The following is a 13,198-nucleotide window of genomic DNA, read 5'->3' on the forward strand; positions in this document are numbered from 1 at the left end:
TAGCGTCGGGCCCATGACCGAACTCGATTCCAGGCTCCGCGCCGTCACCGATCTGACCATCGCCGAGGCCCGCGAGATGGGCGGCAGGCACGAGTACGACGGCCAGGTCCAGGACCTCTCCCCCGAGGGCGTCCGGTCCGGCCTCGCTCGCCTGGGCGAGGGCACGCTGCCCGACGACCCCTACGACGCCGAGCACCTCACGGTCTTCGAGGCGGGGCTGCGCGTGCAGCTCGGTGAGCTGGAGCTGCACCGCCGCAACCCGCTGCCGCATCTGTCCAATCTCGACCTGGCCTGTTACGACCGCGACTACGCGCCCGAGGCCGAGCGCGCCGCCGCCAAGGCCGCCCACCTGGCGGCGTGGCCGGCCGCCGTCCAGGGCGCGATCGCCGCGCTCGACCAGGTCAGCGCGCCTGTCGCCACCGCGCTCGCGCCCGCGGTCAGGGGCCTGGCCGCGGGCGTGACCGACGCCGACGCCCTCGACGCCCACCGGCTGCTCGTCGCGCACGTCGAGCGCGCCGCCGCGGTCGGCGACCCCGACGCCGCGCTGGGCGCACCCGCGCTGGCCCGGCTGATGGGCAGCGCCGAGGGCCTGGAGGTCGATCTGGGCCGGCTGGCCGAGCGTGCCGACGCCGAGCGCGACCGCCTGCACGCGCTGCTGGCCGAGGCCGTCGCCAAGCTGGGGAGGAGCGGCGACCCGCTGGAGGTGGCCCGCGAGCTGGTCAGGGACCACCCCGGCGCCGACGGCGTCGTCGAGGCCGCCAGGATCGGCACCGAGAAGGCCATCGCGTTCACCCGCGAGAAGGACCTGGTGCCCTACCACGACGGCGAGTGCCTGGTCGGCCTCGCGCCCGAGTCGCGCCGCTGGGCGATGGCGATGATGTGCTGGAACGCCCCCGGCGAGCCCGACGGCCCGAGCTGGTACTACATCACCCCGCCCGACGCCTCCTGGCCGGTCGGGGAGCAGGAGGAGTGGCTGGAGGTGTTCAGCCAGACCACGCTGCCCGCGATCAACGTGCACGAGGTCGCGCCCGGCCACTTCTCCCACGGCAGGGCGCTGCGCCACGCGAAGGGCGACGTGCGCAGGCTGCTGCAGTCGATGGCGTTCGCCGAGGGCTGGGCCCACTACGTCGAGGAGGTGTGCGTCGAGGAGGGCTTCGAGGCCGGTGACCCGCGCTTCGAGATCGGCGTCTGGCTGGAGGCGCTGGTGCGCGTGACCCGGCTGGCCTGCGCGATCGGCGTGCACACCGGGCAGATGACGGTGGAGGAGGGCGCCCGCCGCTTCGCCGCCGACACCCACCTGTCCGGGCCCGCCGCGCTGTCGGAGGCCCGCCGCGCCACCTTCGACCCCACCTACGGCCGCTACACCTGGGGCAAGCTGCTCATCCTCGACCTGCGCGAGCAGGCGCGGGAGCGGTGGGGCGCCGCCTTCACGCTGCAGCGCTTCCACAAGGCCATGCTCGACCTCGGCTCGCCGCCGCTGGGACTGCTCAAGACGATCCTGTGACGCCGGGCCGCCGCGCGATGCCGTAAAGGCGCAGCGCGGCGGGTGCGGCGGCGGGGACCGCGGGGCTGCGCGGCGCGACGGGGTCCAGCCGCGCGTACGGCGCGCCCAACGCCGGCCGGGCGTCCGGCTCACCCGCGTTGGGCCAGAGCGAGATCGCCCGCTCGGCCTGCGCGGCGATGGTCAGCGACGGGTTGACGCCCGGGTTCGCCGAGATCGCCGAGCCGTCGATGACGTGCAGCCCCTCGTGGCCGTAGACGCGGTGGTAGGCGTCGATCACGCCGTCCTCGGGCGAGGCGCCGATCGCGCAGCCGCCGAGGAAGTGCGCGGTCGCCGGAATGTCGAACAGGTCCAGCCACGAGCCGCCGGGCAGGCCGCCGATCTCCTCGGCCGCGTGGCGCACCGCTTCGTGGCCCGCCGGGATCCAGGTCGGGTTCGGGGCGCCGTGTCCGGGCGCTGCGCGCAGCCCCCAGCGGGTGCGGGTCACCGTGATCGAGTTGTCCTTGGCCTGCATGACCAGGGCGATGATCGTCCGCTCCGACCAGTGCCGCAGGTTGAGCAGGCGAAGGGCCTGGAGCGGGCGCGCGGCCAGCTCCTTGGCGAAGGCCCGCCACCGGTTCTGGCCGCCGTCGATCAGCAGAGTGCGCAGCAGGCCCATGGCGTTGGAGCCGTTGCCGTAGCGCACCGGCTCGATGTGGGTCTCGCCGTCGGGATGGATCGAGGAGGTGATGGCCACGCCGCCGTTGAGCTTCTCGCCGTGGACGGCCAGGCGCTCGAAGCCGAGCAGCGCCTCTGAGTTCGTCCTGGTCAGAACGCCGAGCCGGGCGGAGATCCGGGGGAGCGCGCCGTTGCCGCGCAGCTTGTGGAGCAACCGCTGGGTGCCGTAGGTTCCGGCCGCGAAGATCACCTGCCGGGCGGTGAAGGTACGGCGGCGCCGTACCGAACCCGTCTTGCGGACCTCCACCACGTAGCCGCCGGAAGGGCGCGGACGGACGGCGGCGACCGTGCACTCCGGGTAGACCCGGGCGCCCGCCTTCTCGGCCAGGTAGAGGTAGTTCTCGGTGAGCGTGTTCTTGGCTCCGTGGCGGCAGCCGGTCATGCACTCGCCGCACTCCACGCAGCCGTTGCGGGCGGGTCCGGCGCCGCCGAAGTAGGGGTCGACGCCGTCCTCGCCGAAGTAGACGCCGACGGGGGCCAGGCGGTAGGTGCCGCCGACGCCCATGCGGTCCGCGACCTTCTTCATGATCTCGTCGGCGCGCGTGGTGGTCGGGTTGACGACGACGCCGAGCATCCTTCTGGCCTGGTCGTAGTGGGGCGCGAGCTCGGACTTCCAGTCGGTGATGCCGGCCCACTGCGCGTCGGCGAAGAAGGGATCGAGCGGCTCGTAGAGGGTGTTAGCGTAGACCAGCGAGCCCCCGCCGACCCCCGCCCCGGCCAGGACCATCACGCGGTCGCCGCGCTCGCCGCCGAGCACGTGGATGCGCTGGATGCCCTTGAGCCCGAGCCACGGCGCCCACAGGAAGTCGCGGGCCCGCCAGGAGGTCTTGGGCAGCGTCTCCGCGGTGAAGCGGCGGCCCGCCTCCAGCACGCCGACCGTGTAGCCCTTCTCGGTCAGCCGCAGCGCCGAGACGCTGCCGCCGAAACCGGAGCCGATGACCAGGACGTCGAAGTCGCTCACTTGATCCGCAGCCTCCGCATGGTCTTGAGCGCGGTGGACAGAACCTCGGCCCAGGTGTCGTTGCCCAGGCCGAAGGGCGCCTCGAAGCCCAGCAGCGTGCTCTGGGAGGCCACGGTCTGCGCCTCGGTGTAGCGCAGCAGCCCCTCGGCGCCGTGCCTGCGGCCCAGGCCAGAGGACTTCATACCGCCCATGGGGGCGTCGTAGGAGGCGTACGCAGAGGCGTAGCCCTCGTTGATGTTGACCGTCCCGGCCTTCAGCCGGGTCGCGACGGAACGGCCCCTGGCCAGGTCGCGGGTCCAGACCGAGGCGTTGAGTCCGTACGCGGTGTCGTTGGCCAGGGCCACGGCGTGCTCGTCGCTCGTGAACGGGTAGAGGGCGACGACGGGCCCGAAGGTCTCGTCGGCGCACAGCTCCATCTTCTCGGTGACGCCGGTCAGGATCGTCGGCTCGTAGAAGAACGGGCCCAGCTCTGGCCGGGCCCTGCCGCCGGCCAGGAGCGTCGCGCCCTTGACGATCGCGTCGTCCACGTGCGCGCTGACCGTGTCGAGCTGGCGGCGGGAGGTGAGCGAGCCCATCTGGACCGACCAGTCGAAGCCCGCACCCAGCTTGAGGTTCTTGGTCAGCTTGGTGAAGCGCGCGGCGAAGTCGTCGAAGCGCGACTCGTGGACGTAGAGCCGCTCGATCGACAGGCAGAGCTGGCCGGCGTTGGTGAAGCAGGCGCGGACCGCGCCGTGCGCGGCCACGTCCAGGTCGGCGCCGTCGAGCACGATCATGGGGTTCTTGCCGCCGAGCTCCAGCGAGCAGCCGATGAGCCGCTTGGCCGCCTCCTCGGCGATCTTCCGTCCGGCGCGGGTGGAGCCGGTGAACGCCACGTAGTCGGCGCCGTCGAGCAGCGCGTCCCCGATGTCGGCGGGCTCACCGAGCACGACCTGCCAGATCTCGCGCGGCATGCCGAGCTCGGCCAGCAGGTCGACGGTCCACAGGGTGGACAGCGCGGTCTGGGTGTCGGGCTTGTGGACGAGCGCGTTCCCGGCCAGCAGCGCGGGCACGGCGTCGGTCACGCCGAGCGAGAGCGGGTAGTTCCACGGGGTGATCAGGGCGACCACCCCCTTGGGCTGGCGCAGCTCGGTGACCTGGGTGGCCACGGGGAAGATGCCCTTGCGGCTCCTGGGCGCCAGCAGGCGGGCGGCGCGGCGGGCGTAGTGCAGCGCGCAGCCCGCCACGTCGAGCACCTCCTCGAACGCGTGCTTCCTGGCCTTGCCCGTCTCGTTCTGGACGATGTCGAGGATCTCGTCGCGCCGGTTGAGGATCTCGTCGTGCAGGCGCAGGAACGGGCGGGCGCGCTCGGCGACCGGCATGGCTGCCCACGCGGTCTGAGCCTGCCTCGCCTTCTCGTAGGCGGCGCGTACGTGGTCGCCGTCGGAGATGGGGAGTTCGGCGATCGGCTCGCCGGTGAAGGGGGCGGTGATCTGCCGGGTCACATGCATGACCGAATGATATTCCGGATAGCTACTCGCCGGTAGTTTTGTCGTCCATCCCCATATGAGTCCAGAATTCCAAACATGCCGTCTTTCTCGCCGCTCAGACCAGGAGATCCGGAAGGGTTGGGACCGTACCGGTTGCTGGGCCGGTTGGGCGAAGGCGGGCAGGGCGTCGTCTACCTCGCCACCGACCAGAGTGGCGGGCAGGTGGCCGTCAAGTGGTTACGCTCCGAACTGGCCGGCGACTCCGTCAGCATCGAGCGGTTCGTGCGCGAGGTACGGGTCGCCGAGCAGGTCGCGCCCTTCTGCACCGCCGCCGTGCTGGCCCAGGGCGTCGAGCACGAGCGGCCCTACATCGTCAGCGAGTTCATCGACGGTCCCTCGCTGCACCGGGTGGTCCAGGAGCAGGGACCCCGCACCGGTACGGCGCTGCACCGCCTGGCCATCGGCACCGCCACCGCGCTGGCCGCCATCCACCAGGCCGGGATCGTCCACCGCGACTTCAAGCCGGCCAATGTGATCATCGGCTCCGACGGGCCGCGGGTGATCGACTTCGGCATCGCCAGGGCGCTCAACGCCACCTCGACCCTGACCAGCATGGCGGTGGGGACGCCGTCGTACATGCCGCCCGAGCAGTTCATGGGGCAGGCCGTCGGGCCCTCGGCCGACATGTTCTCGTGGGGCGCGACGATGGTCTACGCCGCCACGACGCGGCCGCCGTTCGGCAGCGACACGATGCCCGCGGTCATCAACCGGGTGCTCAACCAGCCGCCCGACCTCGGGGCGCTGGACGGGGCGCTGCGCGAGGTGGTGGCGGCCTGCCTGCAGAAGGACCCGGCGCTACGGCCGAGCGCCGAGCAGGTCATGATGCGGCTGCTGCAGCATCCGGTGCCCTCGGCGGGCGGCATGCTGGCCCAGGGCGCGGCGGCGGCGGGCATCCCGGCGCCACCCGCCCCGAACGGGCCGATCCATCCAGGACAGAGCTGGTCAACACCGGGCGCGGGCACGCCGAGCATGAGCGGGCCCGGCATGAGCGGGCCGAACCCAAGCGGGCCTAACCCAAGCGGGCCTAACCCAAGCGGGCCTGGCATGAGCGGGGCGCACCTAAGCGGGCCTGGCATGGGTGGGCCGCCGCATTGGGGGACGGCGCCGACGCATCAGTCCGGGCGCAGGCGGCGGGCGCCGCTGCTCATCGGGATCTCGGTGGGCGTGGCGCTCCTGCTGCTGGGGGGCGTGGCGCTGGCCGTACCGTGGACTCAGGGCGGGAACACCACCGCGTCCTCGCCGTCGCCGAAGCCGACCGCCACGAAGCGCACGAGCACGCCGCCCGCCCAGATCAAGCGGACGAAACTCCCCGGCGCCAGCATCTACCTGCACGAGAGCACCACAGACCCGATCACACTGACCGGCTACGAAATTTACGACAAGGGCGACAAGAACTGGGTCGACTACGCCAGAGACGGCCTCGACGGCGGGTTCCAGCGCTACGGCGACAACGAGGAGACCCTGCTGTCGCCCGACGGCACGATGACGGCCAGCCGGGGCCAGAACTACACCTCCGACGGCCACGACTACATCGTGATCACCGACAGGAACGGCGGCGGCGGCAGGACCACGGTCAAGACCGTGCGCCGCCCCGAGATCAGCAGCATCGCGAGCTGGTCGAAGGACAGCCGGCGGATCCTGCTCAACCTGGAGAGGAAGATCAACGGCGACTGGACGTACATCGGCTTCGCGATCGTCGACGCCGAGACCGGCAAGGTCCGCCTGAGCCGGGTCAGCGACCCGCAGGTACGCGAGTCCGGCTACGGATGGGACGCCCAGGAGAAGGGCGTGATCGCCGTCTACGGCAAGGACGCCGGGCTGCGCTTCTTCGGCCCGTCGGGCAAGGCCGTGCGTGACGCCGCCGAGGTGGGCGAGTTGCCCTCGGGCACGCAGGACGTCTTCTCCCCCGACGGCAGCACGTTCGTCACCAACTGCCCGGGCGGCGACGACGGCGACCACTGCCTGTGGAACGCCGAGACCGGCAAGCAGGTGCGCAGGTTCACCTCCGCCTGCGACAAGGTGCTCGGCTGGTACGACAACACGCACCTGTTCTGCTGGGAGCAGGACGACGCCCCGCGCGACGAGGTCCAGGTCGTCGGCTTCGACGGCAAGCTGAGCCGCAAGCTGCTGGACGTCTCCGACGAGGTGGAGTTCAGCCCGGGGTTCACGGTCAATCCGACCCGGGGCTCCTGAACCGCTTCGCCCGGCCATCCGTCATGGAGGACATGAAGACGCTGATCCGCGCACTGACCGTCGCCGCCCTGGCGACGGCCACCGCCGCCTGCACCTCCACCGCCGGGCCGCCGCAGCCGGCGGCGCCGCTGGACCTGAGCAAGGACGTGCGCCTGGTCTCCTACACCAGTTGCGACGACATGCTCGCCGGGCTGCGCCAGAAGGCGGCGGAGAACGTCGGCCCGTGGGGCTTCGGTCCCGGGATCCAGCCGTTCGGCGCGCGCGAGATGGTGCAGTCGGACACCGCCATGACGGCGAAGGCCACCCCCGAGCACTCCACGACCAACGTGCACGAGGCGGGCGTGGACGAGCCCGACCTGGTCAAGACCGACGGCAACCGCGTCTTCACGGTCACCAACGGCAAGCTGCGCGTGATCGACACCGCCACCAAGAAGGTGACCGCCGAGCTCGAACTGGTCAAGCAGGACCAGCCCGGCGGCTTCATGAGCGGCGACCTGCTCATCTCCGGAGACCGCGTGCTGGTGATCTACCGCGGCGGCATGGCCATGCTGGAGAAGCGGGTCGCCGGCCCCCAGATGCAGACCGCCTACTTCCTGGTCGACCTGTCCGGCGAGCCCAAGCTGCTCAGCACGGTACGCCCCCAGGGCGAGCACGTGGACGCCCGCATGGTCGGCTCGACGGTCCGTATCGTCACCCGCAGCCAGCCGGACATCACGTTCCCCCAGCCGAAGGATCGCATCGGCGAGGAGCAGCTCAAGAAGATCAACCAAGAGGTGGTACGGCAGGCCCCCGTCGACGCCTGGCTGCCCAAGATCGAGATCACCGACGAGAACGGCACGGTCAGGAAGGACTCGGTGGCCTGCGAGCGCGTCAGCCACCCGGCCGACTACACCGGCACCTCGCTGCTGACCGTGCACAGCCTCGACCTGGCCCAGGGCGTGGGCGCCGCGGGCACCGACCCGATCAGCCTGGCCGCCGACGGCGACACCGTCTACGGCACCGGCGGGTCGATGTACGTGGCGAGCAACCCGCGCTGGTGGTGGCCGGGCGGCCCGGTGATCCTGGAGGAGGCCCCGGTGGACCCGCCGGCCACCCCCGACGCCACCTCCACCGCCCAGGCCCCGGCGGAGGAGCCCACCCCGGCCGAACCCACTCCAGGAGTCACCTCCCCCACCGACCCCGCGGTCACCTCCCCGGCCAACCCCACGGCCACGCCCTCGGCAAGCCCCTCGGCAAGCCCTTCGGGCAGCCCCTCGACGACACCGTCGGCGAGCCCGAGCGCGGAGCGCACTCCCAAGATCCCGTCCGAGGAGACCGAGATCCACCGCTTCGACATCGGCTCCCCGGGCGCGCCCAGGTACGTCGCCTCCGGCAAGGTGCCCGGCCGCCTGCTGAACCAGTACTCCCTGTCGGAGTTCGACGGCAACCTGCGCGTGGCCACTACGCGCACCGACATGAGGACCAGCGCCAGCAGCGTGTACGTGCTCAAGGCCGACACCCTGGACAAGGTCGGCGAGGTCGGCGGCCTGGGCAAGGGTGAGCGGATCTACTCGGTGCGCTTCATCGGCCCCGTCGGCTACGTGGTCACCTTCCGCCAGGTCGACCCCCTCTACACCCTGGACCTGCGCGACCCGGCCGCCCCGCGCGTCACCGGCGAGCTGAAGATCACCGGCTACTCCGCCTACCTGCACCCGGCGGGCGACGGCCGGCTCATCGGCGTCGGCCAGGAGGCCAGCGACAAGGGCCGCACGCTGGGCACCCAGTTGTCGCTGTTCGACGTCAGCGACCCGGCCGCCCCGCGCCGCCTGTCGCAGATGTTCCAGAAGGACTCAGGCTCCGAGGCCGAGTGGGACCCGCACGCGTTCCTGTACTGGCCCAAGACGGGCCTGACCGTGATCCCGCTGTCGGGCTACAAGGACAACACCACCGGCGCGATGGTGATGAAGGTGGACCAGAACGGCGTCACCAAGGTCGGCATGGTCAAGCACCCGAAGCAGACCCAGAAGGACTTCTCCTACCAGCCCGGCATCCAGCGGGCCATGGTGATCGGCGACGAGCTCTGGACGGTCTCCTACGAGGGCGTCCAGGTCAACGACGCCACTTCGCTGGCCGAGAAGGCGTGGATCCCGGTGACGTAAACGGATCTGGACAGTCCCCGACTAATGGTGAAAAATCCACTGACACCGTGATGTTGGGGGTGCGGATGCCTTTTGTGGGACGAGTGCGCGAACTCGACCATGTGACGGCCGCCCTCGCCCGCCCACCCGCCGTCGTCCTGATCGACGGCGAGGCGGGCGTGGGCAAGACGCGCCTGCTCCGCGAGCTGCCCGGCCCCCTGCTGGCCGGCAACTGTCACCCGATGCGCTTCCCGTTCGGCCCGATCGTGGAGGCCCTGCGCGGCGCCGACCTCCCGCCCGGCCTCAACCCGGTCACCGGTGCGTTACGCCCCCTGTTACCGGAGTTCTCCCACCTCCTGCCGCTCGACCCGCCTCCTGTCCAGGACCCGCAGGTCGAGCGGCATCGTTTGTTCAGGGCCGTGCTGTCGCTGATCGAGGCCCTCCAGCCGATCACGCTGGTCGTCGAGGACGTGCACTGGATCGATCCCGACAGCCGCGAGCTGCTCGCCTTCCTCACCCGCTGCCTGCCCGACGCCGCCAACCTCCTGCTCACCTACCGGCCGGAGGACGCCTGCCACCCCGTCGCCGTGCTCCGCTCGCACCTGCCGCCGCACATCCGCCACTCCCAGCTCTCCCTCGCGCCGCTCGACGCGGAGGAGACCGCGCTGCTGGCCAAGCACCTGCTGCCCGACCCGCCCGACCTGTGGCCGCTGACGCTCGGGGTGCCGTTCGCGATCGAGGAACTGGCCAGGATGCTGGCCGAGGGCCGCGGCTCCGGGACTCCGCCGGCGGTGCGCGACGCCGTACTGATGAAACTTGAGGCGCTGCCGGTGGCGGCGCGGCGCATCGTGCAGGCGGCCGCGGTGCTCGACGAGCCCGCGGGCGAGCGCTCGCTGGCCGCCGTCGCCGGCCTCCCGCCCGAGCAGGGCGAGCGCGGCCTGGCGGAGGCGGTACGGCGCGGCCTGCTCCACCAGCCCGACCCCGGCCGGTACGGCCTGCGCCAGCCCCTGGCCAGGCAGGCGGTCTACGACTCGATCACGCCCGGTGTGCGCCGCAGGCTGCACCGCAGGGTGGAGACCCCGGCCGAGCCGAGGGGCGCCGTGTCGCCGCGCGAGGAGCAGGTGATCGGGCTGGCCGCCCAGGGACTGACCAACCGGGAGATCGCCGAGAGCCTCTTCCTGTCGCCCAGGACGGTCGAGGTGCACGTGGCCAATGCGCTGCGCAAGCTCGGCCTGACCTCGCGCAGGCAGCTTCCGAGGGGCACCGCGTAGCGAAGCCCCGCCGCATGGGGTGCGGCGGGGCTCCGTCATCCGTGCCTAGTGCGTGAACGCCTGCAGCTCGGCGGCCCTGATCTGGCCCGCCACCGGACTGGCGGTGGTGCAGTCGGTGGCCGAGTTCGGGTCCTGGTCCTGCTCACCGGCGTAGACCGGGTTGCCGGTGCACTGGCTGGTCACCGTACGCAGGATGAGGTGGGTGGCCTTCGACGGCTTCACCCGGAACGACTCGATCAGCAGGTCGGCGCCGCGCGGGCGGGGCCTGGCCGTCTGGAACGCGTCGGACCGGCTGGTGTAGACCTTGCTGAAGCTCGCCGGGTTGGCGCAGTCGGCACCGGTGGAGGCGTCGCAGGCCAGGATCTCGAACGAGCGCAGCGCCGAGAAGCGGTTCTGCGTGCCCGGGTCCGCCGCGTCGGCGATCGCCGGCCGGAGCATGGCGCTGACCTGGACCCTGCTCACCCGCACCGGCTCGGTGCCGGCCAGGTCGACGATGACGTTCTTGCCGGCCACGGGGCCGGTCCGCGAGGCCCAGTTCGTGGCCTCCGTCTCGTCGATGAGCTTGTCGTGGTTGACGCCGTCGCCCGAGGCCGTCGCGCCCGCCGCGGCGGAGGCGTGGTTACGGCTCAGCGGCAACGGCAGCGGCAGCTTCAGGCCGGGCAGCACCGGCAGCGAGAAGCGCTTGTGGCCGAAGCCCGGCGCGACCGCCACGAAGTCGTACTTGCCGGGCACGATGTCGAAGGTCTCGTCGATCGCGGTGGCGGGGTCGGTGTCGGCCACCGGGACCACGCGGCCCTCGTAGTCGCCCACGTACAGGCGGACCGCCGCGTCCTTCGCCTCGCCGACCGGCTTCAGCGTGAACGTGGCGTTCTTGGCGTGCGGGGAGGCGAAGCTGGGCACCGGGTCGGGGTCGGCGGTGCCGTTGCTGGTCGCGCCCTCTCCGAGGCCGTGCTCGGCGAAGGCGTTCCACATGATGTCCTGGTTCTTGCCGCCGAAGCGCAGCCGGTCTGCGGCCAGCATCGCGTCGCGCATGTCGACGTAGCTGAGCGTGCCGACGGCCGTGAGCAGGAACGCGTCGAAGTGGAGCTGGATCCAGCGGCGGTTGCCCGGACACTTGTCGATGGCCCTGCGGCCCTCGGCGCAGTCGCGCTGGACCCGGACGGAGGCGTCGCCGTACCGCTTGAGGAAGGCCTTGCGGACGTCGAACTGGGTCGAGGACCAGATCTCGCCGTCGGCGTGGACCTGCTGGCCGACCAGGTCGTAGGCGATGTTGCTGTAGTTCAGGTCCGACTTGGACATGTCGTAGTTGCGGATGCCGCGCTCGGCGTCGCCGGTGGCGTAACCGCCGGTGACGTACGGGGTGTCGCCGCGCGGGCGGAAGCCGTTCTCGTAGAGGTACTCCATCGCGAACAGGTCGGACATGCTCTCGCCCATCGCGCCGGCCTGCGCGCCGCTGAGGCCGGCGGTGGGGCCGGCGACCATGCGGTTGGAGATGGCGTGCGTGTATTCGTGGCCGATGACCGACATGTCGTAGTCACCGTCGACGCACGGCGAGTAGAAGGAGCCGGCGATCGGCTGCCACATGTACATGTTCGTGATCGGGGCGACGCCGTCGGGGCCGGTGATCTGGTTGGCGTTGTCGCGTACGCTCAGGACCTTCGCGCCCGCCTGGGCGTTGCCCTGCTCGGGGTCGCCGCCGAGGCCGCCGCGGTCGCCGTTGCTGACCTGCATGTTCCACGCGGTCTCGGTGAAGCCGAGCCGGTAGGACCAGTCGTGCATGCGGTTGTGCATCACGTGCAGGTTCGAGATCGCCGCCTCGAGGTCGGCCTCGCCCGGCTGGTCGAGCACGGCCGGGTTGCACGACGCCTTGTACCAGGCGTTCGTCCACGGGTAGACGTACTTGCGGCTCGGCGTCAGCACGTTGCTGCGGGTGCCGACGGTGAACGGGTCGCCGCTGGCGCGGTTCTCGAACGTGCGGGCCGCGTTGCCGAGGCTCGTGTTCGTGGGCGTGTCCGTCGCGTGGTCCACGTCCCACGCCTTGCCGGTGGGCGGGTCGCCGCCGACCACGAGCTGGCAGCCGGGACCGGCGGTGTAGCACCAGCGCTGGCGGTTGTCGGTCGAGGAGTAGTCCGACGGCGGGTTTGCGGGGAACACCGACCACTCCGGGTCGAACTGGTCGGCCAGGTTCTCGCGCAGCAGGATCGCGCCGCTCACCGCGTCGACGTGGGTCGTGTAACCGACGTCCTTGCCTATGAGCACCACCTGGAACGCCCGGTGGACGCTCTCCCCCGCGGGCACCGCCACCGCGGTGACCTGCTTGGTCGTCGCCGTCGCCAGGTCGATCCCGGCGTCCTGGGCGGCGACCTCCAGCGCCCGCTGCTCGGTGATCGCGGCCGCGGGCGGCGTGGCCGTGGAGCGTGACAGCGAGGAGGACGCGTAGACGGCCTTGCCGCCCTGGACGCCGACCACGACCATCCCGTCCGCTCCCGCGGGCAGGTCGCCGAACTTCTGCCGCAGCAGTACGGCGAAGCCGGTGCCGATCGGGTTGACCGCCACCTTCTCCAGCGAGCCGAGAGCCTCGCCGAACAGGTGCGTGTTGGCCGCCAGATAGGCGCGGGCCGCCTGCTCCGGATCGGCGGGCAGCCCCTCGGCCAGCGGCGTGTCCGCCGTGACCACGGCCGCGGTGCCGAGAGCGTTCCAGCGGACGGTCTCCTTGCCGCTCCTCCTGGCCTGTGCGGGCGGGCTGACCGCGCCCGTCCTGTTGTCGATGTCCGGCTTGCCGTGATCGTCGCCGTGTACGGCGGGCGTCGTCGGCGGGGCCTTCTCGGCCTGTTCACCGGAGGCGACGCCCGCGCCGGATAAGGCGAGGGCGCCCGCGAGTAAGGCGAGTACCGGGATGCGTCGTCGCATGA

Annotated in this window: 7 protein-coding genes; 4 read left to right on the plus strand and 3 right to left on the minus strand. The window is 71.6% G+C overall.

What is annotated here, in order from left to right:
* The first annotated feature begins 13 nt into the window (after positions 1-13).
* Positions 14-1,504, plus strand: a complete 1,491-nt coding sequence (locus ACIBEJ_RS17030) for a DUF885 family protein (RefSeq protein ID WP_397183674.1) — start codon at positions 14-16, stop codon at positions 1,502-1,504.
* Here ACIBEJ_RS17030 and ACIBEJ_RS17035 read toward each other — a convergent pair.
* Positions 1,488-3,179, minus strand: a complete 1,692-nt coding sequence (locus ACIBEJ_RS17035; protein ID WP_397183675.1) for an FAD-dependent oxidoreductase — start codon at positions 3,177-3,179, stop codon at positions 1,488-1,490. The genes ACIBEJ_RS17030 and ACIBEJ_RS17035 overlap by 17 nt on opposite strands.
* Complete coding sequence (locus tag ACIBEJ_RS17040; protein ID WP_397183676.1) at positions 3,176-4,666, minus strand: succinic semialdehyde dehydrogenase; 1,491 nt, start codon at positions 4,664-4,666, stop codon at positions 3,176-3,178. Before ACIBEJ_RS17040 ends, ACIBEJ_RS17035 begins: the two co-directional genes overlap by 4 nt.
* A gap of 75 nt (positions 4,667-4,741) precedes the next feature.
* Between ACIBEJ_RS17040 and ACIBEJ_RS17045 the strand changes: the two genes are divergently transcribed.
* From ACIBEJ_RS17045 to ACIBEJ_RS17055, 3 genes are all read left to right on the plus strand, one after another.
* A complete protein-coding gene (locus tag ACIBEJ_RS17045; RefSeq protein WP_397183677.1) occupies positions 4,742-6,898 on the plus strand; it encodes a protein kinase in 2,157 nt (718 codons plus the stop codon).
* A 32-nt stretch (positions 6,899-6,930) separates the two neighbouring features.
* On the plus strand, positions 6,931-9,036 hold the full coding sequence (locus ACIBEJ_RS17050; protein WP_397183678.1) for a beta-propeller domain-containing protein: 2,106 nt from the start codon (positions 6,931-6,933) through the stop codon (positions 9,034-9,036).
* Between the two features lie 65 nt (positions 9,037-9,101).
* Entirely contained in the window at positions 9,102-10,286 is a 1,185-nt protein-coding gene (locus tag ACIBEJ_RS17055; RefSeq protein WP_397183679.1) for an AAA family ATPase, read from the plus strand.
* Between the two features lie 45 nt (positions 10,287-10,331).
* On the opposite strand, the gene ACIBEJ_RS17060 is transcribed toward ACIBEJ_RS17055, so the two are convergent.
* The gene (locus ACIBEJ_RS17060) at positions 10,332-13,196 is read right to left on the minus strand and encodes a M36 family metallopeptidase (protein ID WP_397183680.1); all 2,865 of its coding nucleotides are present in this window, start codon (positions 13,194-13,196) and stop codon (positions 10,332-10,334) included.
* Between the last annotated feature and the right edge of the window lie 2 nt (positions 13,197-13,198).

Origin of the sequence: Nonomuraea sp. NPDC050790, assembly GCF_044456745.1 — a bacterium.
Classification (GTDB): domain Bacteria; phylum Actinomycetota; class Actinomycetes; order Streptosporangiales; family Streptosporangiaceae; genus Nonomuraea.